The organism is Pseudomonas sp. S1_E05, from assembly GCF_056337105.1.
Genome location: NZ_JBFRHM010000001.1, coordinates 246,459 through 271,778 on the forward strand (window position 1 = coordinate 246,459; position 25,320 = coordinate 271,778).

At 63.6% G+C, this 25,320-nt stretch carries 4 protein-coding genes and 2 pseudogenes (1 of these 6 cut by a window edge); 3 read left to right on the plus strand and 3 right to left on the minus strand.

Features of this window, described 5'->3' with window-relative positions:
• Both AB4N33_RS01065 and AB4N33_RS01070 read left to right on the plus strand, forming a co-directional pair.
• A protein-coding gene (locus tag AB4N33_RS01065; protein ID WP_476456198.1) for a non-ribosomal peptide synthase/polyketide synthase crosses the window boundary here: on the plus strand, positions 1 to 11,556 show its 3' portion. The gene continues 1,896 nt to the left of window position 1, outside the view; only the last 11,556 of its 13,452 coding nucleotides appear in the window; its start codon lies off the left edge, out of view; its stop codon occupies positions 11,554 to 11,556.
• Positions 11,553 to 14,756 carry a non-ribosomal peptide synthetase gene (locus AB4N33_RS01070; RefSeq protein WP_476456199.1) on the plus strand — a complete coding sequence of 1,068 codons (3,204 nt, stop codon included), beginning with the start codon at positions 11,553 to 11,555 and terminating at the stop codon, positions 14,754 to 14,756. The genes AB4N33_RS01065 and AB4N33_RS01070 overlap by 4 nt, the downstream gene beginning before the upstream one ends.
• A 105-nt stretch (positions 14,757 to 14,861) precedes the next feature.
• Here AB4N33_RS01070 and AB4N33_RS01075 read toward each other — a convergent pair.
• Positions 14,862 to 15,169 (minus strand): annotated as a pseudogene (locus AB4N33_RS01075) (DUF3077 domain-containing protein).
• Positions 15,170 to 15,882: 713 nt separating this feature from the next.
• On the opposite strand from AB4N33_RS01075, the gene AB4N33_RS01080 reads away from it, so the two are divergent.
• Positions 15,883 to 18,360: a TonB-dependent siderophore receptor gene (locus tag AB4N33_RS01080; protein ID WP_476456200.1), complete on the plus strand. Its 2,478-nt coding sequence runs from the start codon at positions 15,883 to 15,885 to the stop codon at positions 18,358 to 18,360.
• A gap of 847 nt (positions 18,361 to 19,207) precedes the next feature.
• Here AB4N33_RS01080 and AB4N33_RS01085 read toward each other — a convergent pair.
• Both AB4N33_RS01085 and AB4N33_RS01090 read right to left on the minus strand, forming a co-directional pair.
• Positions 19,208 to 23,351 (minus strand): annotated as a pseudogene (locus AB4N33_RS01085) (amino acid adenylation domain-containing protein).
• Complete coding sequence (locus AB4N33_RS01090) at positions 23,351 to 25,015, minus strand: cyclic peptide export ABC transporter (protein WP_476456201.1); 1,665 nt, start codon at positions 25,013 to 25,015, stop codon at positions 23,351 to 23,353. Before AB4N33_RS01090 ends, AB4N33_RS01085 begins: the two are co-directional and overlap by 1 nt.
• Between the last annotated feature and the right edge of the window lie 305 nt (positions 25,016 to 25,320).

Sequence of the window (25,320 nt, forward strand, 5' to 3'; positions counted from 1 at the left end):
CTGCTCGACCCGCAGGGCCTGCACGCCAGCGGCTATAGCGAAGCGAATCCGCAGGTGCGCATCGACGGCGAAAACCTCGCCTATGCGATCTACACCTCCGGTTCCACCGGCAAGCCCAAGGGCGTGATGGTGCGCCATCAGGCGCTGGTGAATTTCGTCACCAGCATGGTCCGTGCGCCAGGGCTTACGGCCTGTGACCGCATGCTGTCGCTGACCACCTTCTCGTTCGATATTTTTGGCCTGGAAATCTACGGCCCGCTGCTCTGCGGGGCGAGCGTGGTGCTGGTGGACAAACAGACCGCCCAGGACCCGCAGGCGCTGCTGGCGTTGATCGACGCGCAACAGGTCAGCGTTGTGCAGGCCACGCCCTCGACCTGGCGCATGCTGCTGGACCACGAACAGGCGCCGATCCTGCGCGGCTGCAAATTCTTCTGCGGCGGCGAAGCCCTGGCCGACGACCTGGCCCAGCGCATGCTGGGGCTGGCGGGGCAGGTGTGGAACCTCTATGGCCCGACCGAAACCACCATCTGGTCGGCGGCCTGGCAACTGACCGAAGACCAGCGCCGGCCATACCTCGGCCAGCCGATTGCCAACACCACGCTGTACATCCTCGGTGACGAACTGGCACCGAACCCGGCGGGCGCCGTCGGCGAACTGCTGATCGGCGGCGATGGCCTGGCCCGTGGTTACCACGACCGCCCGGCGCTGACCGCCGAGCGTTTCCTGCCCGATCCGTTCGGCCAGGGTTCGCGGCTGTACCGCACCGGCGACCTGGCGCGCCACCGCCACGACGGCGTACTCGAATACATGGGGCGCATCGACCATCAGGTGAAGATTCGCGGCTTCCGCATCGAATTGGGGGAAATCGAAGCGCGCCTGCTCGAACAACCGGGCGTGCGCGAGGTGGTGGTATTGGCCCAAGAGGCGCTGGGTAGCCAGCAACTGGTGGCCTATGTGGTGGCCCTGCAAGTGGACCTCGATGACACCGAGGCGCAGCAACAACTGCGTGACCAACTCAAGTCTGCGCTAAAGGGATGCCTGCCGGAGTTCATGGTGCCCGCGCACCTGCTGTTCCTGGCGCACCTGCCGCTGACCCCGAACGGCAAACTCAACCGCAAGGCCCTGCCAGCCGCCGATGTCAACCAGTTGCAGGCGCAGTACCGGGCGCCGCGCAGTGAACGCGAGCAGCAGGTGGCCGCCATCTGGCAGGACGTGCTCAAGCTTGAGCGCGTGGGCCTGGACGACAACTTCTTCGAACTGGGCGGCCACTCGCTGCTGGTCACCCAGGTGGTGTCGCGGGTGCGTCGCCTGCTGGACATTCAGGTGCCGCTGCGCAGCCTGTTCGAGCACAGCGTACTGGCGGATTTCGTCCAGGCCCTGGACGCCGGGCAGGGCGACCAGCCAGCGGTGATCAGCCGTGTGTCGCGCGAGCAGCCGCTGCCGTTGTCGTTTGCCCAGGAACGCCAGTGGTTCCTGTGGAAACTCGACCCGTACAGTGCCGCCTACAACATTCCCACTGCGTTGCGCCTGCGCGGTGCACTGGACAAGCCCGCGCTGCAACGCAGCTTCGCAGAGCTGGTGCAGCGTCATGAAAGCCTGCGCACCACCTTCGTCGAGGACGACGGGCGCACCGTGCAGGTGATCGAGCCGAGTGGCCACATCGATTTGCGTGAGGAGCGTCTCGCGCAGGGTGACGAGGCCAGCATCCGGGCCTTCGTCGAAGCCGAGACCCAGCACCCGTTCAACCTGCTCGACGGTGAGCGGGTGCGCTGCGTGCTGTTGCAGGTCGGTGAGCAGGACCACGTGCTGATCCTGACCATGCACCACATCGTCTCCGACGCCTGGTCGTTGCAGGTGCTGATCGACGATCTGCTGGCGCTGTACTCGGCCCAGCCATTGCCGGCCTTGCCGGTGCAGTACGCCGACTACGCCGTGTGGCAGCGCCAGTGGATGGCGGCGGGCGAGCGCGAGCGCCAGTTGGCCTACTGGAGCGGACAACTGGGAAGCGAACAGCCGCTGCTGGAACTGCCAACCGATCATCCGCGCCCGGCGCAACAGAGTTTTGCCGGCGCACGCCTGCAGGTGGGCATCGAGCCGGCCTTGGCCGCCGAGCTGAAAGCCCTGGCCCGTCGCGAAAACGTCACCCTGTTCATGCTGTTGCTGGCCTCGTTCCAGGCGTTGCTGCACCGCTACAGCGGCCAGGCCGACATCCGCGTCGGCGTGCCGATCGCCAACCGTAACCGCCTGGAAACCGAGCGCCTGATCGGCTTCTTCGTCAACACCCAGGTGCTGCGTGCCGAGTTCGATAGCTCGATGAGCGGCGCCCAGTTGCTGCAACAGGTCCGGCAGACGGCGATGGCCGCACAAATGCATCAGGACCTGCCGTTCGAGCAACTGGTGGATGCCTTGCAGGTGCAGCGCAACCTCAGCCACAGCCCGCTTTTCCAGGCGATGTTCAACCATCGCACTGAAGCCGAGTCGAACATGGCCGCCGCGTTGCCGGGCCTTGAGCTGGACACCCTCAGCTGGGAGCACCGCAACTCGCAGTTCGACCTGACCCTGGACACCAGCGACAACCCGCAAGGGCTGCACGCCTCGTTGACCTACGCCACCGACCTGTTCGAGGCCGCCACCATCGAACGCATGGGGCGCCACTGGGTGAACCTGCTGCGGGGCCTCGCGGCCGACGTGAACCGTCCGCTGGCGCAACTGGCCTTGCTCGATGACGACGAGCGCCAGCGCATGGTCGCCGACTGGAACGCCACGGCAACCGATTACTCGTTGCAGCGCCCGGTACACGCCCTGATCGAAGAGCAGGTGGCCAAAGCGCCGGACGCCTGCGCGCTGGTGTTCGGCGAGCAGCGCCTGAGCTACGCCGCGCTCAATGCACGGGCCAACCGGTTGGCGCAGGTGTTGATCGAGCAGGGCGTCGGCCCAGATGTGCTGGTGGGCATCGCCGTGGAGCGCTCGGTGGAAATGGTCGTCGGCCTGCTGGCGATCCTCAAGGCCGGCGGTGCCTACGTGCCGCTGGACCCGGAGTACCCGGCCGAACGCCTGGCCTACCTGTTCGAAGACAGCGGCATCGAACTGCTGCTGACGCAAAACCACCTGCTGGGGCACCTGCCGATTCCGCCGGGCCTGCGCAGCCTGGTGCTGGATCAGGACGACGACTGGCTGGACGGGCGCAGCGACGCCAACCCGTGCCTGGCCCTGGACCCGGAAAACCTCGCTTATGTGATCTACACCTCCGGCTCCACCGGCAAACCCAAGGGTGCGGCCAACCGTCACTCGGCACTGGTCAACCGCCTGTGCTGGATGCAACAGGCCTATGGCCTGGACGCCAGTGACAAGGTCCTGCAAAAGACCCCGTTCAGTTTCGACGTGTCGGTCTGGGAGTTCTTCTGGCCGCTGCTGACCGGTGCCACACTGGTGGTCGCCGCCCCCGGCGCGCATCGCGATCCGGCACAACTGATCGAGCTGATCACCGCGCACGGCATCACCACGCTGCACTTCGTGCCGTCGATGTTGCAGGTGTTCGTGCAGGACCCGGGCGTGGCCACCTGCACCAGCCTGACGCGCATCGTGTGCAGCGGCGAGGCGCTGCAAGTGGACGCGCAGCAGCAGGTGTTCGCCAAGTTGCCCAACGCCTCGCTGTACAACCTCTATGGCCCGACCGAAGCGGCCATCGACGTGACCCACTGGACCTGTGTCGATGAAGGGCATGACGGGGTGCCGATCGGCCAGCCGATTGCCAACCTGTCCACCTACATCCTCGACGCTGAACTGGCGCCGTTGCCGGTGGGCGTGATTGGTGAGCTGTACCTGGGCGGCGAAGGCCTGGCGCGGGGTTATCACCGACGTCCGGCACTGACCGCCGAGCGTTTTGTCACCAGCCCGTTCGGCGCAGGCGCACGCCTGTACCGCACCGGCGACCTGGCCCGTTACCGCGCCGATGGCGTGATTGAATACGCCGGACGCATCGACCATCAGGTGAAAATCCGTGGTCTGCGCGTCGAGCTGGGCGAGATCGAGGCGCGCCTGGCTGAGCACGACGCCGTGCGGGAAACCGTGGTCATCGCCCAGGACGGCACTTTACTGGTGGCTTACGTGGTGCCCGTCGACACCGCGCTGCTGCACGCCGACGATGCCAGCCACCATGCCCTGGCGCAAGTGTTCAAGGCGCACCTGGGCCAAAGCCTGCCGGACTACATGGTGCCGCAGCATTGGCTGTGGCTGGAGAAAATGCCGGTCAGCCCCAACGGCAAACTGGAACGCAGGGCGCTGCCCAAGGCTGACATCCAGACCAGCAGCCACGCCTACAGCGCACCGACCACGGCGGTGGAACAGGCGCTGGTGCAGATCTGGCAAAGCGTGCTCGGGCGTGAGCAAATTGGCACCGGCGATAATTTCTTCGAGCTGGGCGGCGACTCGATCATCTCGATCCAGGTGGTCAGCCGCGCCCGTCAGGTCGGGATTCATTTCAACCCCAAGGATCTGTTCCTGCACCAGACCGTACAAAGTCTGGCCGCAGTGGCCACGGTGGGCGAAGGTGCGTTGAGCATCGAGCAAGGCCCCGTGACCGGCTCGACGCCGTTGTTGCCGTTCCAACAGTTGTTCTTCGAACGTGACCTGGCCGAGCCGCACCACTGGAACCAGTCGGTGATGCTCAAGACCGCCAAGCCGTTGCACGCCGACCACCTGCAACGGGCGTTGCAGGCGCTGGTCAGGCACCATGACGCCCTGCGCCTTTCGTTCAACCTGGAGAATGGCGCCGTGCTCGCCAGCCACCGCGATCTGGCCGAGCAGCCCCTGCTGTGGCAGGCCAATGTCGCGGATACCGAGGCCCTCGAACAGTTGGCCGAACAGGCCCAGCGCAGCCTCGACCTCGCCAACGGCCCGCTGCTGCGTGCGGTGCTGGCGAACATGGCCGATGGCAGCCAGCGCTTGTTGCTGGTGATCCATCACCTGGTGGTCGATGGCGTGTCGTGGCGCATTCTGCTGGAAGATCTGCAACAGGCTTACGAACAGTTGCAGGCTGGCCAGGCGCTCAAGCTGCCGGCCAAGACCAGTTCCACCCAGGCCTGGGCGCGCCGCCTGCAAGCTCAGGCCGACAGCGCCGCGATGCAAGCGCAGCTCGGTTTCTGGACCGCGCAGTTGCACGGCGCGCCGGTGGACCTGCCGTGTGATCGACCTCACGGCGAATTGCACAACCGCCATGCGCTGCATGTCGAGACTCGACTCGACTCGCAACGGACCCGCCAACTGTTGCAGCAGGCGCCCGCCGCCTACCGCACGCAGATCAACGACCTGCTGCTGACGGCGCTGGCGCAGGTGATCGGCGACTGGACCGGTCAAGCCTCGACCCTGATCCAGCTCGAAGGCCACGGCCGCGAAGCGTTGTTCGACGACCTGGACCTCGGCCGCAGCGTCGGCTGGTTCACCAGCCTGTTCCCGGTTCGCCTCACCCCGGCCGCTGATACCGCTGCGTCGATCAAGGCGATCAAGGAGCAACTGCGCGCCATTCCCGACAGGGGTTTGGGGTTTGGCGCGTTGCGCTACCTGGGCAACGAGCAGGCACGGCGGACCCTCAAGGCATTGCCCGTGCCGCGCATCACCTTCAACTACTTGGGCCAGTTCGACGCCGGTTTCACCGACGACGCACTGTTCACCCCGGCCAGCGAATCGGCGGGCGCCCACCAGAGCCCGCAAGCGGCGCTGGATAACTGGCTGACCCTCAATGGCCGGGTGTATGGCGGCGAGCTGAGCATCGCCTGGACCTTCAGCGGGCAGATGTTCGACGCAGTGACCATCGAGCGCCTGGCCCAGGCCTTTGGTCGCGAGCTGGAGCGCCTGATCGAACACTGCTGCCAGCCGTTGCACCAGGGCCTGACGCCGTCCGACTTCCCACTGGCCGCGCTGAACCAGGCACAACTCGACACCCTGGCGGTCACACCGCGCCAAGTCGAAGACATCTACCCGCTGTCGCCGATGCAACAGGGCATGCTGTTCCACACCCTCTACGAGCAACAGGCCGGCGACTACATCAATCAACTGTGCGTGGCAGTGGACGGCTTGCAGGTCGAGCGTTTCCGCGAGGCCTGGCAAGCGGCGATGGACGCCCATGATGTGCTGCGCAGCAGTTTTGTCTGGGACGGTGAGGTGCAGCGTCCGTTGCAAGTGATCCACAAGGATCTGCCGGTGCCGTTCAGCGTGCTGGACTGTCGCGAGCGCAGCGATCTGCCCGCCGCCCTTGAACAGTTGGCGAGCGAACAGCGTCAGCAGGGTTTTGATCTGCAAGCGGCGCCGTTGCTGCGCCTGGTGCTGGTGCAGCTTGCTGCCGAGCGTTATCAACTGATCTACACCAGCCACCACATCCTGATGGACGGCTGGAGCAATTCGCAGTTGTTGGGCGACGTGTTGCAGCGTTACCACGGTCAGGTCCCCGTTCTGGGCAGCGGGCGTTATCGCGATTACATCCAATGGCTGGCGCTCCAGGACGGCAAGGTCAGCGAAGATTTCTGGAAGGCGCAACTGACCCGCTTCGAAGAGCCGACCTGTCTGGCCAAGGCACTTATCCACAATGACAGCGAGCCAGCGGGACAGGGCGAGTACGTCCTCGAACTCGACCGCCAGCGCACCGCCGACCTTCAACAGTTTGCGCGCCACCACAAAGTCACCGCCAACACCCTGGTGCAAGCCGCCTGGCTGCTGCTGTTGCAGCGTTGCACCGGCCAGGACACGGTGTGCTTCGGCGCCACGGTGTCCGGGCGTCCGGCACAACTGGCTGGCGTCGAGCAACAGATCGGCCTGTTCATCAACACCTTGCCGGTCATCGCCAGCCCCCGTGCCGAGCAAGCCTTGGCGCAATGGTTGCAACAGGTGCAGGCGCAGAACCTGTCGTTGCGCGAGCAGGAACATACGCCGCTGTTCGACATCCAGCGCTGGGCCGGGCAGGGCGGTGAAGCGCTGTTCGACAACATCCTGGTGTTCGAGAACTACCCAATTGCCGAGGCCCTGCAACAGGGCGGCTCGCCAGCGCTGCGCTTCGGCGAGGTGGCGAACTTCGAACAGACCAACTACCCGCTGACCCTGTCGGTGATGCTCGGCGAGCAGCTGTCCTTGCAGTTCAGCTACAACCGCCAGCAGTTCGACGGCGGGGGCATCGCGCAACTGGCGGCGTGTTTCGGCGAGTTGTTGCAACAGATGGTGCAGGCGCCCGACGAGCGTTGTCTGGGTGAGTTGACCCTGACGCCTGGGGCATTGCGCGAGCCGCTTGCGCAACCGGGCGATGAGCGCCGCGTGCAGCAGATGTTCGAGCAGCAGGTGGCCCGTACGCCGGACGCCATCGCGCTGGTCTTCAACGATCAACACCTGAGTTACGCCACGCTCAATGCCCAGGCCAACCAGTTGGCGCGCCTGCTGGTACAGCACGGCGTCGGCCCGGATGTGCTCGTGGGCATCGCCGTGGAGCGGTCGGTGGCGATGATCGTCAGCCTGCTGGCCGTGCTCAAGGCCGGTGGCGCGTATGTGCCGCTGGACCCGGAATACCCGGCCGAACGCCTCGGGGCGATGATCGAGGACAGCGGCCTGCGTCTGTTGCTGACCCAAAGCCACTTGCAGGGCGCATTGCCGGTCGTGCAGGGGGTGACCGTGCTCAGCCTCGATCACCTCCAGTTGCCGGCGCAGGACGACAACCTGTCGGTACGCTGCGATGCGCGCAACCTCGCCTATGTGATGTTCACCTCCGGTTCCACCGGGCGTCCGAAAGGCGTGGCCATCGAGCATTCGGCACTGTCGCGGCACACCCTGGCCACCGTGGGCTTCCATGGCCTGAGTGCGGCGGACCGCTGCCTGCAATTTGCCACGTTCAACTTCGATGCCTTCGTGGAGCAGCTTTATCCACCGCTGATCTGCGGCGCGACGGTGATTCTGCGTGGTTCGGACATCTGGGACAGCGAGACCTGGCACCGCGCGGTGCTGCAGCAGCGGATCACCGTCAGCGACTTGACCACGGCCTACTGGAACATGCTGGTCAAGGACTTCGCCGCCAGCGCACCGCGTGATTACGGTGTGCTGCGCCTGGTCAGCGTCGGCGGCGAGGCGATGCCACCGGAAGGCGTGGCCACCTGGGCCAAGGCGGGGCTGGGCCATGTGCGCCTGCTCAACACCTACGGCCCGACCGAAGCCACGGTCAGCGCCACGGAACTGGTGTGCACCGATTACGCCCAGGGTCACAAACCATTACCGGCAACCATGCCGATTGGCCATGCGTTGCCAGGTCGCGGCCTGCACGTGTTGGACATCCACGGCCAGCCGGCACCGGTCGGCGTGGTCGGTGAGCTGGTGATCGGCGGCGACTTGCTCGCCCGAGGTTATTTCAACCGGCCCGACCTCACCGCCGAGCGCTTCATTCCCGACCCGTTCGACCCGGTCGGCGGCGGTCGCCTGTACCGCACCGGCGACCTGGCGCGTTATCGCCCCGACGGCTTGATCGACTACGCCGGGCGCCTGGACCATCAGGTGAAGATTCGCGGCTTCCGCATCGAGCTGGGCGAAATCGAGACGCACCTGTTACAGGCACCGTCGGTGCGCCAGGCATTGGTAGTGGCGCAACCGGCGGCCATCGGTCAGCAACTGGTGGCCTACGTGGCGTTCGACGACCCGGTACTGGCGCGGGGGGAGCGGGCGGCCCAGGTGCGTGATGAAATCAACGCGCGCCTGCGTGAGAGCCTGCCGGACTACATGGTGCCGGCCCATGTGTTGCTGCTCGAAACTCTGCCGATGAGCCCCAACGGCAAGATCGACCGCAAGGCCTTGCCGAAGGTGGATGCCACGGCGGCGACGGGCGGCTTCATCGCCCCGGTCGGGGGGCTGGAACAGCAGATCGCCACGGTCTGGCAAGAGGTGCTGGAGCTTGAGCAGGTCGGGCGCAATGATCACTTCTTCGAACTGGGCGGCCATTCGTTGCTGGCGACCCAGGCGGTGTCGCGCTTGCGCAAGCTGACGGATTACCCGTTGAGCCTGCGCGACCTGTTCAGCCATCCACGGCTTCAGGATCTGGCGGTGTGGATGCAAGAGCAAGGCAAACCGATGGTCGAGGTGCCGCAGCTGTTGGCCCTTGGCCGCAAATCCGTCGCGCCGTTGTCGCTGGTACAGCGCCGTTTGTGGATCGCCGAGCAACTGGCCGGCGGCACCTCCGCTTATGGCATGCCGATGGCCCTGCGCCTGCGCGGCGAGTTGTCCATCGAGCGGCTGATCGGCAGTTTTGCTGCCGTGGTGCAGCGACATGAAGTGCTGCGCACCGCCTATGCCCAGGACGATGAGGGCGACCCGATTGCCCTGATCCGCGAGCAGGTGCCGGTGGACTTCCCGCTGACCGACCTGTCCGGCTTTTCGCGCAGCGCCCAGGAAGAACACGTGGCCCAGGCCGCGCTGGACAACGTGCGCACGCCCATCGACCTGGAACAGGCGCCATTGTGGCGCGGGCGCATCCTGCACCTGGGGGCGAGCGAGCATGTGTTGTTGTTCTGCATGCACCACATCATTTCCGACGGTTGGTCGATGGGCGTGCTGGTCAACGAACTGGTGCAAACCTACCACCTGGGCGAAGACCCGGACACCGCGCGCTTGCCAGCGCTGGACGTGCAATATTCCGACTTCGCCCTGTGGCAACAGGCGCTGGAACAGCAGGGCGTGCTCGGGCAGCAGGCCGTTTACTGGAAGGGACAGTTGGCCGGTTACAGCGGCCAATTGTCGCTGCCGACGGACAACCCGCGCGGCCTGGTGCCGTCGTTCGATGGCGACTCGGTGCAGTTCCGCCTCACCGGCGAACTGTCCCGTGCCCTGCGCCAGCACTCGACCCAGGCCGGCGTGACCCTGTACAGCACGCTGCTGGCGTCCTTCCAGGTGCTGCTGCATCAGGTGAGTGGAGCGGCGGACGTGCTGGTCGGCGCCGACGTGGCCGGGCGCGGGCAACCGGAGCTGGAGCGCCTGATCGGCTTCTTCGTCAACGTGCTGCCGCTGCGTTCGCGCTTCGATGCCGCTGTACCGTTCGCCAGCTTCCTGGCGAACACCCAACAGACGCTGCTCGGCGCCCTGGAACACCAGGACCTGCCCTTCGACATGATCGTCGACGCGTCCGGCGTGGCGCGGCACAAGGGCATGAACCCGCTGGTGCAGGTGCTGTTCGTGATGAACAATCTGCCCGGCCGCGTGCAGACCCTGGGCGGTTTGAGCGTGGAAACGCTGCCGGTGCTGGAGTCCCATTCTAAATTCGACATGGCGTTGTTCGTTGACGATGAAGAAGGGCAATTGCTGGGTAATTGGCAATTCGCCACAACCTTGTTCGGACATGAGCGCATCCAGTACCTGGTCAAGGCCTGGATAGCCCTGTTGGAACAGATCGTCGCTGATCAGGACATTCAATTGGGAGCTATCAGCATGCCAGTCGAACACTCAGCCGCAGCCGCAAGGCCCGCCGTGCCAGGACCGAAAGCCGACAAACTCGGCAAATTCCTCAAGCGTTCCGCCGCCACCGTGAGCAAGATCCGCCCGGCGCCGGTGCGTGAATCGCTGCTTGCTGCACCACAGCCGTTCCCGTTGCTGGTGGAGCCGAACGAGCCGAACCTGGACCTGATCGAGTGGATCAAGCAGAACCGGCCATTGCTCGAGCAGAAACTGGCCGAACACGCCGGCATCCTGTTCCGTGGTTTCGCACTCGACGGCATCCAGGGCTTCGAAGCCTTCGCCGAGGCCATCCAGCCGGGCCTCTACGGCCAGTACGGCGACCTGCCGAAGAAGGAGGGCGGCAAGAACACCTACCGCTCCACGCCGTACCCGGAACGCAAGATGATCCTGTTCCACAACGAGAGCTCGCACCAGGACCGCTGGCCGCGCAAGCAGATGTTCTATTGCGAGCAGCCTTCGCTGTCGGGCGGTGCTACGCCGGTGGTGGATTGCCGGTTGATGTACGAAAAGCTGCCGGCGGACTTGCGCGAGAAGTTCGAGGACAAGGGTTTGCTCTACGTGCGCACCTTCACCGACAAGCTCGACGTGTCGTGGCAGCACTTCTTCAAGACAGAGGACCGCGCCGAAGTCGAAGCCCGCTGCCGCGCGGGAGGCATCCAGTGGCGCTGGCTGGACAACGACGAGTTGCAGACCCGCACGCCGGGCCCGGCCATCATTCGTCACCCGGTGACCGGCGCCAAGTCGTTCTTCAACCAGGTGCAACTGCACCACATCTACTGGCTGGAACCGGAAGTGCGTGAAGACCTGCTGTCGATGTACGGCCTGGAACGCATGCCGCGCCACGTCTACTACGGCGACGGCACGCCGATCGAAGACGAGGTGATGCAGCGCATCGGCGAGCTGTACGAGGAATGCGCAGTGCGTTTCGACTGGCAGAAGGGCGACGCGATCCTGCTCGACAACATGCTGGTGGCCCACGCCCGCGATCCGTACGAAGGACCACGCAAAATCGTCGTCGCTATGGGCGACATGTTTGATCACAGCACGTTGCGCGTGACGCAACCGAACACCGAGGAAACCGGCGCATGAACCCCGTAACCATGGATCAACAGGATGCGGGGCATGCCCTGACCCCGGAGCAGCAGCGTGTGCTGGCGCAGTTGCCGAAGGCTTCGGTGTGCGCCGATGCCTTGCATTTCCTGGAAGTGGACATCAATGGCGGACTGGACCCGCAGCGCTTGCAAGCAGCGCTGGATGCGGTGCTGGCGCAGCAGCCGATGTTGCTCGCGCACCTGGGCAAGGCAGCGGGGTTCCATGGTCTTCGCCAGTTTGCAGCGGGGGTTGGGCGCTTTCCGTTGACGGTGCAGGCGCGGATCGAGTCGGCGGCTGATATTCAGGCGCAACTGACCGAATGGGCGGCGCGTTCGTTTGTGCCGGGCGAGTCGGAGAATGCCCAGGCAGTGCTGTATCGCCTGGCAGATGCGCAGTGGAAGTTGGTGTTGGGTGTGGCGCGGCATTGCAGCGATGAAAATGGCCTGCATCTGCTTTATCAGCAAGTGCGCCTGGCGTATGAACAGGGCTTGCCCGAGGGCGACGATGCGCCAGGCGAATTCGGGCAGTACCTGGAATGGCGCAGCGAAGTGGTGCTCGATGAAGATGCTGCCAGTGCCCGGTTGTATTGGCAGGAACACCTGCAGGATGCGGACGTCGAGTTGTCCAGCCCATGGTTGGCCTATCGCAAGGCCAGTGCCGAGTCGGCTTCCGCCTTGTTCAGCAGCGCGCTGGAACCTGCGCTGCTGGTCGGCTTGCAGCAAGCCAGCGCGGCGCTGCAACAACCGCAAAGCCTGTTGCTGCAAGGGGCCTGGTGGTTGTTGCTCGCCCGTTTGAGCGGGCAGGAACAGATGCTGGTCGGGGTGCGCCACGACAGCCGCGAGGACTACGAATATTTTGCCGACGCCTTGGGCGTTTTCACGCGCAGCCTACCGCTGAACCTGGCGCTGCCCTTGGCCGCGCCGTTCGATGGCTGGCTGACGGAATTGGCGGCGCGTCTGGATGAACATCGCACCTGGCAGGAATACTGGGCGCCGGAACTGGCGCCCAAAGCCGCGCTGCCCGTCTATGGTTTCGCCGTGTGGCGTGCGCCGCGTGCCGAGACGACCGGGTTGCAATGGTTGCCCTCGCCGCAGCCGCTGGCGCCAGGCGAGGTGGAACTGCTGATGCAAGCCGAGCTGGATGACAACGGTGCTGCGCAGGCGCTGCACCTGCACTTTGCCGCTTCGCGCTACAGCGCGCAGGCGATTGAATGGCTGGTCGGCCAGTTCAAGGTGCTGCTGGGCGCCATGGTCGCCAACCCGCGTGCGCAGCTTGGGCAGTTGTCGTTGCTGGGCGCTGAAGAACAGCAGCGCCTGTTGGCGATCAATCCGGCGCCGAGCGTGGTCGAGGCCCGTTATCTGCCGCAACGCATTGCCGAGCATGCCCGCAACAACCCGGACGCGATTGCCTTGACCGACGCCACGCAGCGTCTGAGCTACGGGCAATTGCAGGCGCAGGTGACGACGCTGGCTCAGGCTTTGCGCGCCCAGGGGCTGGGGCGTGGCGAGATTGTCGCGCTGGCGTTGCCGCGCTCGGCCGACCTGGTGGTGGCGATGCTGGCGGCTTGGCAGGTCGGTGCCGCGTACCTGCCGCTGGACCCGCAATGGCCGCAGGCGCGTCAGGCCTTGATGCTGGAGCAGGCGAGTGCCGAGTTGTTGCTGGTCGATGATCAGCAGTTGGAACAGTGGCAGGGCAGTGGGGTGCGGGTGAGCACGCTGACGTCGTTGTTTAATGCCTCGTCGGTGTCTGGGATTGAGCCTGCTGTTGAACTGCAAACCCAGGGCGACGACGTGGCCTACGTGCTGTTCACCTCGGGCTCGACCGGTCAGCCCAAGGGCGTGGTGATTGAACATCGGCAACTGCTCAACTACACCGCACAAGTCAGCCACGCACTGGGGCTGGAGCAGTGCCGGCAGGTGGGATTCACCTCCACGGTGGCGGCGGACCTGGGCAACACGGCCTTGTTCGGCGCTTTGTTCAACGGCGCTACCCTGCACGTGGCCAGCGACGAGCAGATGCAGGACGCCAACCGATTCGCCTCGTTCGTGCAACAGCAGGCCATCGACTGCCTGAAAATCGTGCCTTCTCACCTGGCTGCGTTGCTCGACGGCGAGCAGGCGCACGTGCCGCGCACGTTGATTCTGGGCGGCGAGCCCATTGCACCGGCCTTGCTCACGCGCATCGCTCGTTTGCGCAGCGATTGCCGGGTGTTCAACCACTATGGCCCGACCGAGGCGACGGTGGGGGTGCTGGTGCATCCGCTGGCGCTGGACGGCGACACGGGGGCGTTGGGCCAGGTGCTGGGCAACAACCAGGTGTTCGTGCTCGACGAGGCGCTGCAATTGGCGCCGGTCGGTGTGTTGGGCGAGTTGTACCTGGGCGGCGCGCAACTGTGCCGCGGTTACCTCAACGCCGAAGCCGATGCGCAGGCGTTTATCCAGAGCCCGTTCGATGCCGCGCAGCGCCTGTATCGCACCGGTGACCTGGCGCGTTACCGGCCGGACCTGTCGATCCAGTTGCACGGGCGGCGTGACCAGCAGATCAAGGTGCGCGGTTTCCGCATCGAGCTGGCCGAAGTCGAAGCCGAGCTGCTGCGTCTGCCGAACGTGGCGCAGGCGCTGGTGCTGCCGGGCGCCACGGCGCAGGAAGGCATGCTGGCGTTCGTCGTGGCCAGGGAAACACCGGTTGCCGGCTGGCTTGATGAGCTGCGTTCTGCGCTGGCCCTGCGCTTGCCGAGCGTCATGCTGCCGCAACAGATCCAGGCGGTCGAGCGCTTCCCGCGCCTGGCCAACGGCAAGATCGACCGCCAGGCGTTGCAGCAACTGGCTGCCACGTCTGTTGATGACGCCGGCCTGGAGCCCCGCGATGCGCTGGAGCAGTTGCTGGCGGCGCGCATGGCGCAACTGCTCGACCTGCCACGCCTGGGCATCGACCGTGATTTCTTTGCGGCTGGTGGTCATTCGTTGCTGGTGATCAAGCTGGTGGCGGGTATTCGCAAGCTGCTGCAATGCGAGATCCAGCCGGGGTTGGTGTTCGACCACCCCACGGTGGCCGGCCTGGCCCAGGCGTTGCGGGCGAGTGAGAGCGTCCCGGGCCAACTGGAAAAAATCGCCCAGGCGAGGTTGCGACTGGACAACATGAGCCTGGAGGAAAAGGCGTTGCTGGCGCGGCAACTGCAGGAGGCGAAGGCCCTGTAGGAGCGAGCTTGCTCGCGATAACGATCTTACAGTCCCCCCAATATCTACTGACGGACACTGCCCCTGTGGGAGCGGGCAAGCTCGCTCCTACAGGGGGAGGCAGGTTTATTTCTTGGGTTCGGCTTGTGTTCGTTCTGGCACGGGCTCCAGCACTTTCACCACATCATCCACCAACGCCTTACCCATCTGCGTCAGGTAATGCGCGGCCCAGGCGTGTCGGTCGGAGTCTCGGGGTAGGCAGCGTCCTGGGTCAGGCCTTTGGCGAGGAACAGGAAGTCGGAGGCCATGGCCAGGGCGTCACACAGGGGAACGTCGCGGGTGACGTGGAACAGGGGTTGGTTTTCGCAGTAGATGAGTGGGGTGAGGCCGATGGTTTTGAGGTCTCCGGGGTAAGAGGCATCTGTGCTTTTCATTGATTTAGCTCCAAGGTTTGAGGAGCTGCCATTTCGTTACCACACGAAAGGGTGGCAGCTGCACGCAGGGTGGTAAACCGGAAACCAAGGAAACCGGCACGCCCAAGGGCGTCCCACGCACAGCCGCCATATCAAAAACACAGGCAATGAAAACTGCCTGTGTTCATGACTCATGCACTGTCGCGCTGGTTTCTCGGGTTACCACACCCGACCGCTGAATGCTCAGCGACGACCCGAGACTATCCCGCCAAAGAAACGCGGAACAAGGCATCAAATTGCCCAACAGCAAGAATCAGAGTTTGCCTACAAAGACCTGTAGGCGCCATCCGATAATTCCCCTGCACGGTTAAACACAATCCTCTGTAGGAGCGAGCATGCTCGCGATGGACGATCGGACACCGCGGGGCACCAGGCAGCCAGCGTCATCGTTAATGACCATCGCGAGCAAGCCCGCTCCCACAGGGCAATGGGGTCCATCGGGGGCTTTTTACAAAAAATCCACAAATGATAAATAAACTCATTCCGGTTTTTCCCCGGTGCTGCGTCTCACTTCTGTGAGCACGCAAAACCGGGCAGGTAGAACTGCCTCAGGGTTCGTGCGGCGCTACAAGAATTTTTCCGTTGTTCGGACGACCGATACCCGGGGAGGGGTCCGGTCGAAGGTCCAGGCAACGGTTGGCCGTCCAATCCTTCTACCAATAATAGAGAGCACGATGTCAGCAATTCATGAGTTCAAACCTCTGTTCAAGGCTTTGGTCATGTCCCGAAGCATTCGCTCGCGCCACGCGCTGGCCGGGTTGGGCATGGCTTGCCTGTTGCCATTGAGTGCGCAGGTCCTGGCGGAAGAATTCGCCATCAACATTCCGGCGCAGTCGCTGCCCCAGGCCCTGAAGGCGTTTGGCAACCAGACCAACCGCCAGGTGGTCTACGACGCCAGCGAGATGGCCGACCTGCGCAGCACGCGTGTCAGCGGCAAATACACCCCGGAAGCGGCGATTGCCGAACTGCTCAAGGGCACCGGCGTGCGCTACAACTTCGAAGGCAATACGCTGATGCTCGTGCGCGGCGCCACGGGCGAAAGCCTGGAGCTGGGCGCCACCACCATCAGCGGCCAGCGGGTGGACGCCACGACCGAGAATTCCAACTCCTACACCTCCAACGCCGTGACCATTGGCAAGGGCACCCACACCCTCAAGGAGATTCCGCAATCGGTCACCGTGATGACCCGCAAGCAGATGGACGACCAGGACATCGTCGACCTCAAGGACGCAGCCAACAAGACCACCGGTCTGGTTGGCGCGCAAGGGGTGGGGCGGGGTTTGATCCTCAGCTCGCGAGGCTTTCAGATCGATGACTGGCAATACGACGGCGTGCCAATCCCGCGTAACACCTATGCCCTGGGAAACTGGGCAACCCAGGACCTGATCTTCTTTGACCGCATGGAAGTGCTGCGGGGCGCCTCCGGCTTGTTGCAGGGCACCGGCAGCCCGGGCGGTGCGGTCAACCTGGTGCGCAAGCGCGGCCAGGCTGCGCCGACCGTGACCCTCACCGGCAAGGCTGGCTCCTGGGATCATTATGGCCTGCAACTGGATGCGGGCGGTCCTCTGAACCAGGCTGGCACCATTCGTGGCCGCTTCGTCGCCGATCAGGACAACAGCCACTCGTTCGTCGACAAGGAGTGGTACAAGACCACTTCGCTCTACGGCGCACTGGATTTCGACCTGAGCGAAGACACCACCCTGGGCTTTGCCGTCAGTAACTCCGACGGCACTTCGCGCAGCAACGTTCGGGGCTTCCCACGTTACGCTGATGGCAAACCCGTCGATATCCCACGTTCCACCTACACCGGTGCGAAGTGGAACCACACCGACATCGACGTCACCACGCTCTATACCGACCTGGAACACCGCTTCAACGAAGACTGGGCGTTCAAGGTCGGCGCTGTGCACATGAGCGAAACCAACAAGGCGAAAAACCAGCGCTCGCAAGCTTTTGGCGATGGTCTTGAGCCCGACGGCAGCGGCTTGCAATACGCGGACTTTGTCACCGATACCGACTCGTCCAAACTGGGTCTGGACATGAACCTCACCGGCAAGTTCGAAGCCTTGTCGATGCAGCAGGAAGTCATGATCGGCGGCAACTATTCCAAGTACCGCTCAGACGACAAGTACGCTCGTACCTTTGGTGATGGCTCCGGCAACATCTTCGACATCGATCATGACCGTCCTGAAATCAGTTATGAAAGCTTGCTCGATGCGGGCGGTTTCGGCACACCGAGTAAATACGACATCCGCCAGAAAGGCCTTTACGGGAGCTGGCGCGTAAAGCCTGTGGATGATCTGACACTGGTTGTCGGCTCACGGGTCAGTTGGTACGACTACAGCTACAAATCCTGGAGCCAGGATGCGACCAGCCTGACTGCCAATCCTGACAGCAAGACCAACGAAACCGGCGAAGTCACGCCCTATGCCGGTATCGTGTACGACCTGAGTCGCGAGTGGGCGGTCTATGCCAGCTACACCGACGTATTCACCCCGCAGACCGAGCGCGATACCGCCGGCTCCGTGATCAAGCCGATCATTGGCACCAACTACGAGATTGGCCTCAAAGGCCAGTTGATGGATGGCCGGGTCAACACGTCGGTGGCGCTGTTCCGCTACGACCAGGAAAACCGTGCCGTGCTCAATGAGGATGGTCCGCAGACCTGCGACGGTTGGTACTGCTCAACGGCCTCGGGCAAGGTTCGTAGCCAAGGTATCGACGCCGAAATCAGCGGCGAAGTGATCGACAACCTGCAACTCTTCGCCGGCTATACCTACAACACCACCAAATACCTGGAGGATGCCACTAACGAGGGCAAGGTTTTCAGCTGGTGGACACCGAAACACATGGTGCGCGTGTGGGGTAACTACCAGTGGACTGGCGACTGGAACCGTGTCAGCACTGGCCTGGGTTTCACCGCGCAAACCCACACCCTTGGCTTCAATCACAGCGTCAACGTCCCTGGTTATGCCGTGTGGAACGCTCGCGTCGGTTACCAGCTGACACCGGAAATCGAACTGGCCATGAACGCCAACAACCTGTTCGACAAGACGTACTTCACCGCTGGCTATAACCAGCTCGACGGCAACAACAACTACGGCGACCCACGCAACGTGATGTTCAGCGTGAAGTACACGCCGGAGTTTTGATGCACTGAAGCACGGTTGAAACAAAAAAACGCAGAAGCCCAGCTTCTGCGTTTTTTTTGCCCTGTAGGAGCGAGCATGCTCGCGATGGAGGGTCGGGCACCGCGGGGAATCAGGCTGCCGGCGTTATCGTTGACGACCATCGCGGGCAAGCCCGCTCCCACAGGGACGGCGGTGATTCTGTAGGAGCGAGCATGCTCGCGATGGAGGGTCGGGCACCGCGGGGTATCAGGCTGCCCGCGTTATCGTTAACCACCATCGCTAGCAAGCTAGCTCCTATAGGGGCGGTGAGTCCCTGGATATTTGTGACACCAAACATTCTGTAGGAGCGAGCATGCTCGCGATGGAGGATCGGGCACCGCGGGGCATCAGGCCGCCCGCGTCATCGTTGACGACCATCGCGGGCAAGCCCGCTCCCACAGGGACGGCGGTGATTCTGTAGGAGCGAGCATGCTCGCGATGGAAGACCAGGCACCGCGGGGTATCAGGCTGCCCGCGTTATCGTTAACCACCGTCGCTAGCAAGCTAGCTCCTGCAGGGGCGGTGGGGCCCTGGATATTTGTGACACCAAACATTCTGTAGGAGCGAGCATGCTCGCGATGGAGGGTCGGGCACCGCGGGGTATCAGGCTGCCCGCGTTATCGTTGACGACCATCGCGGGCAAGCTAGCTCCTACAGGGGCGATGGGTCCCTGGATATTTGTGACACCAAACATTCTGTAGGAGCGAGCATGCTCGCGATGGAAGACCAGGCACCGCGGGGTATCAGGCTGCCCGCGTTATCGTTAACCACCATCGCTAGCAAGCTAGCTCCTACAGGGTTTGCGGTGATTCTCCAGAGGGTCGGGGATTTACAGACTCTGCAGGAACACCTCAAAAAACGACGCCAATAACGCCTCGCTGTAGATCATGCTCCTGTGCGGCAGTGGCGAATGGATCGAGCCCTGTAACTGCCCACTCACGCTGTGAGCCCTGAGCAAATGCTCCGAATGCAACACCTGCTCCAGGCTCTTGTGCGACAGCGACCACCAGCAACTGGCCTGGACCTTCAGCATCGGCAGGGTAAAGGCGTCGAACGCATCGACCAGCCGATCATGAATCGCATAGGCCTGGGCGTTCATGATTTCCTGCTTGATGCCGTCCAGGGTGGCGATCATTTCCTGTTCGCCGGTGGCCGTCTGCGCGCTGGCCCAGCGGTAGAACGCCTTGAGGTCAGTGCCGGGATGTTCGGCGACGTAGGCCGAGGCGGCTTCTTCCAGATGCACGAACATCAGGCTGAACACTTCCAGCGTCGCCAGCAGTTCGTTCTCCGGGCTCAGGTGGTCGGGATTGTCTTCTTCCAGTGGTTTGCGCGGCAGATCGGTTGGCAGGTAACGGTCCGGCAGGGTTGTGTCGACCAGACCGAGGAAAGCCACTTCATGACCTTGGCGCTCAAGGTGCGCCGCCACATCCATGGCAATCGCACCGCCCAGCGACCAGCCCATCAGTCGATAAGGCCCGTAGGGCTGCTTGTCGATGATCTGCGCGCTGTAGTCATCGATCATTTCAGCCCAGCCCTGCGGGTTCGCGTCCTTGTTGGCGAACCCCTTGTGCATCACGCCATAGGTCCGGGCATGGGGGCCGAGTTTTTTCGCCAGCGGCTGATAGCAGAACACGATGCCACCGCTGGGGTGCAGACAGAAAAGGGGGGCGGCTGTCGGTGTGGAAGCATTCAATTCGACCACGCATTGCACAGTCTGCTTGTGCTCCAGGGCGATGAACCGCGCCAGTGCCTCGATGGTCGGGTGCGCCAGCATCTGTTGCAGCGCCAGCTTGATGCCCAGGCGCGCATGCAGCGCCGAGATGAACTGGATGGCCAGGATCGAGTGGCCGCCCAGTTCGAAAAAATTGTCGTCGAGGCTGACCCGTTCGACCTGCAACGCTTCCTGCCAGAGCTGGGCCAAACCCTGTTCCAGAGGCGTTTCGGGAGCGATGAAGGGGCGCTGGGACTGGCTCAGCTCCGGCAGCGGCAGCGCCTTGCGGTCGAGTTTGCCGTTAGGACTTACCGGCATGGCGGCCAGCACCATGAGGTACGCGGGCACCATGTAGCCCGGCAGGCTGGCCTTCAGCTCGGCCTTGAGGGAGTCGCGCAGTTCGAATTGTTGCTGCTCGCTCAAGGTCGCGTCGTGGGCGACCACATAGCCAACCAGTTGCATGCCGGCCGACCCTTCACGCGCCACCACCAAGGCCTCGCGCACTGCCGTCGATTGCAGCAGGCAGGATTCGATCTCGCCCAACTCGATGCGAAAACCGCGAATCTTCACCTGATGATCCAGTCGCCCGACGTATTCGATCACCCCGTCTGCGCGATAGCGCGCCAGGTCGCCGGTGCGATACAGACGCCCGCCCGGGGTGCTGAACGGATCGGGCATGAAGCGTTCGGCGGTGAGGTCCGGGCGCTTGAAATAACCTCGCGCCAGCAGGTCGCCGGCAATCACCAGTTCACCGACCACGCCTACCGGCACCGGTTGGCCGCCATTGTCCAGCAGGTAAATGCTGCGTCCGCCCAGCGGTCGGCCAATCGGCATGCTGCGGGGGAAGGGGCAATAGCCCGGTCACGTAGCCGCTGCAATCGAGCAGGGTGGCGCTGACTGTCGTCTCCGTTGGCCCATAGGTGTTGAGCAGTTTTACATGCCCCAGTCCCGCCTGGCCCCAGGCCGCCACGCCTTCCGGCGGCATCGCTTCGCCACCGACGATCACCTGGCGCAACGCGCCGTAGTCGCGATTGCCTGCGGCAGCAAAATCCTTGGCCAGCATGTTCCAGTAGGTGGTGGTCAGATCGCTGGTGGTGAACTGTTTGTCGAGCAGTTCGCGGTACCAGGTGGCGCTGTCCCAGATGTCCTGGCCGCGCAGCACCACCGAGGCGCCGCAGATCAGCGCCGGGTAAAGCTGTTCGACGAAGGCATCGAAATTGAACGTGGCGAATTGCAGCGAGCGGTCCTCTGGCGTGAGGCCGATAAACGCCAACGCCACCTGGGTGTGGCGAGTCAGCGCGGCCTGGGTAATGCCGACGCCTTTGGGGCGCCCGGTGGAACCTGAGGTGAACATCACATAGGCAAGGTTGTGGCCGGTGGTGCGGCAAGGCGGATTGGGCATGTTCGATGTGCCCGGAACGTCGAGATCATCGACACAGCGGATCTGCACGCCTGGTAATGACGGCAGGCGTCCCAGCAGGGATTGTTGACTCAACAACACACTCAGGCCGCTGTCTTCGATCATCCAGCCCAGACGCTCCTGCGGGTAATCGGGGTCAAGCGGCACATAGGCGCCACCGGCCTTCAACACCGCCAGCAGGCTGATGATCATCGCAGCGCTTCGCTCGACGGCAATGCCTACCAGCACCTCGGGTCCGACGCCCTGGGCGATCAAGCCATGGGCCACTGCGTTGGCGGCGGCGTTGAGCTGTGCATAACTGAGCGTCAGCTCGTTGCAGATCAGCGCTACGGCATCCGGTGTCGCCCGTGCCTGACGTTCGAACAACTGATGCACGCTCTCTTCGGGCGGTAGCGACAGAGGCGGATTCCACTGGTGCAGTTGCACCTGACGTTCGGCGTCGTTCAGCAGCGCCAGTTCTCCCAGGGCACAGGCCGGCTCAGTCACAAGCGCCCGCAGCAGGTTCAGCCAATGCTCGGCCATGCGCGCGATGGTCGCCGGCAGGTAGAGGTCGCGGCTGTATTCCAGGCTCGCCTCGATACCCAGCAGCGAGTAGCTGACATCCAGCGACAGGACGAACTTGGCTTGGCCCGGACCACTTTCGAGAAACTCCAGCGACAGGCAGTCGAGTTCGATCCGTTCGTGGGCGACGCTGTCGGTGCGCCAGTTGAACAGCACCTGGAACAGCGGGTTGGCTTGCGCGCTGGCCTGCAATTGCAGGGCGTCGAAACTCAGTTCCAGTGGATAGTCGCCGTGGTCCAAGGCTGCCATGGATTCGCGGCGCAGTCGTTGCAGGAAGTCGCGGGCCGGCAGCAGCGGGTCGATCCGCACGCGGTACACCTGGCTGCTGACGAAGCAACCGACCAGTTCCTGGGTTTCGCTGCGATTGCGCGTGGCGTTGGGCACGCCAACGGTGAAGTCCTGCTGACCGCTGTAGCGGCTGAGCAGCAATTGCCAGGCGCCCAGGGCGACCACGAACGGCGTCAGGCCCTGTTGCTGGCAAAAGCGGTTGAGGTCGGCGCACAGCTCGGCCGACAGGCGCAGGTCGTGCTGGCCGGCCGGATGGCGGTGCTGCTCGCTGCGCGAAAAGTCCACCGGCATGTCGAGGGTCGGCAGCGCTTTGCCCAGGTAGTTTTGCCAGTACGTGGCGCTGTTGGCGCAGGCCGCGCTGTGCAGGTACTCGCCGCGTTGCCAGGTGGCGTAGTCGGCGTACTGCATCGCGGGGCGCTGCAGCGGTTGGTCGTGGACAAAGGCGCGGGTCAGGTCGTGCATGAGGATCGCGTTGGACCAGGCATCGGAAACGATGTGGTGCATGTCCATCAGCAACAGATGCTCATCGGCGTCGACCTTGAGCAGGGTGGCGCGCATCAGCGGAGCCTGGCGCAGGTCGAACGGCGTGTTGGCCTGGGCCTCGATACGCTGGGCGATCTCCTCGGTGCGGGGCTGTTCGGCCAGGTGCGTGAGGTCGTGCTGGTCGAGGGTCAGCCGGGCCTGGTCATCGACCACCTGCATCGCCACACCGTCGATTTCGCGGAACGCCGTGCGCAGGATGTCGTGACGGGCCAGCAACTGATTCAACGCACGCTCCAGGCGCTGGGGCTGCAACGCGCCGCCGATACGAATCACCCGTGGCAGGTTGTAGGCGGCGCTGGCCGGGGCCAGTTGCTGCAAAAACCATAAGCGTTGCTGGGCAAAGGACATGGCAGCCGGCGCCTGACGGGGCCGGGCGGTGATGTCCCGGGTGTGGTCTGCGGCGTCTGCCAGCAACAGGGCAAGTACATCGTCGTCGATCAGATCGTTCATCATGCGTTTGTCGCCAGCGGTTGCTGTTGCGCGACGACCCGCCCACCTTCCATGCGCACCAATTGATCGGCGACGTCGAAGTAGCGGTCATCGTGGGAAATCACAATGATGGTCTTGCCCAGGTATTTGAGTTCGGGCAACAGCTCGGTGTAGAAAATCCGTCGGAACGTCGGGTCCTGGTCGGCGGCCCATTCGTCGAACACCAGCACCGGGCGTTCCTCCAGCCAGGCATTGAGCAGGGCCAGGCGCTTGCGCTGGCCGGTGGACAGGTCGGTGGTGCTGAAGGCGCCATCCTGGATGCTGACCTTGTGGGCGATTTCCAGGCGTTCCAGGTAGCGGTTGGCGTCTTCCGGCACTTGCTGGTCGCCCTGTACCAGTTCATCGAACAGGTAATAGTCTGCGAAAATCGTGGTGAACAGCTGGCGGTAGTCGTCGCGGCCTTCGGCGCCAACCACCTTGCCATCGACCAACACTTCACCGCGTTGCGGCGCGTAGAGGCCCAGCAACAGTTTGATCAGGGTGGTTTTGCCGCCGCCATTTTCGCCGACGATGAACACGATTTCGCCCTGTTTGATTGTCAGGTTGACCGGGCCCAGTTCGAACGCGGCGCTGCCTTTGACGGCGGGGAAGGCATAGTGCACGTCGCGCATTTGCAGCTGCTGAACGGTGGCTTTCTTTTCGGCGGCGTTTTCGCGCAATAGCAGGTGCGGCTCCGGCGAGGAGAATTGTTCGGCCAGTTCGGCAATACGCTTGAAGGCGATATTGGCGCGGCTGATTACCGGCAGGGTGGTCACCAGGTATTCCAGTGGGCCTTTCATGTACAACAGCACCAGCACGAAACCGCTGAGTACGGCTTTGTCGGTGCCCAGCCAGAACGCTTGAAGGGCCAGCGCCAGACCGATCACCACGAAAAACAGCATCGAGCCGAACGTTTTGGCGACCACGAAGGTATTGATCGAGCGGATGTGTGTGTGGCAGATGTAGTCGGCGGTGCCTTCGATGCGCTGGCTGAACATGCGCTGGCGGCGCGGGCGATGGATGCGCAGTTCCTTGGCGCCGGCGGCGATGGCGCTGTAGTGCTTTTGCAGTTCGTCTTCGGCTTCACGGGCGGCCTCGAATCCCCTGATGCCCTTCGCCCGGGCCACGTATTGCACCACCGTGCCGATGACGATGGCGACCAGCAGCAGGGCGAACATCGGCACCGACAGGTAAGCCAGGTAACCCAGGCAGCCGAGGGTTACGGTGAAGGCGATGGCCAGCGGGGCGAAGGAAAAGGCGAAGTCGCTGACGGTGTCGACGTCGTGGGTCAGCACGGGGATTAGACGGTGGCTGCGAAAACGCTCGATCTGTTCGATGGGGGCCAGCAGCACCTTTTCCCCCAGGGATTTGCGCAGGCCGGCAATGATGTGCTGGCCGACGTGGTTGGTGCCGATGTCGGACAGGATCGAGGTCGCAAGCGCCGCGATACACAAGCCGACAAAGGTGGCGAGCACCTTTGGTGAAGGAATGCCTTCGGCGTTGAGGGCGTCATTGATGGTCGCCAGCAACGCCGTGATGGACAGGCCCCCGAGCATGCCGAGCAGGATGGACAGCACCACGACGACCCGATAGGGCCTGAGCAGGCCAAGGACTTCACTGATGGCTCCGCGGGGTTTTGAGGTCATGGGCAATTCCACTGCAAGTGCCGACGAGGGCGGGGTTCAAAGAGTTGGGCTGGTTAAAAGACGAAACCCGTGGGCGATGATTTAGCCGCGCACGGGTTTGTGGGTGGGTTTGGTGATCAACTGTGGGAGCGGCGGTGCGACGATTCGACTTGCTCGCGAATGCGCTGGGTTAGGCGAAAAATGCATTGACTGACACACCGCCATCGCGGGCAAGCCCGCTCCCACAATGATTTCAGGTGGTTCACAACATCTGCGTTAACCACAAATCCCTGTAGGAGCGAGCATGCTCGCGATGGTCGTCAACG

Bases quoted from the DNA above. Each gene is read 5' to 3' on its own strand.
- AB4N33_RS01070 (WP_476456199.1), top strand. From the start codon at position 11,553: ATGAACCCCGTAACCATGGATCAACAGGATGCGGGGCATGCCCTGACC.
- AB4N33_RS01080 (WP_476456200.1), top strand. From the start codon at position 15,883: ATGTCAGCAATTCATGAGTTCAAACCTCTGTTCAAGGCTTTGGTCATG.
- AB4N33_RS01090 (WP_476456201.1), bottom strand. From the start codon at position 25,015: ATGACCTCAAAACCCCGCGGAGCCATCAGTGAAGTCCTTGGCCTGCTC.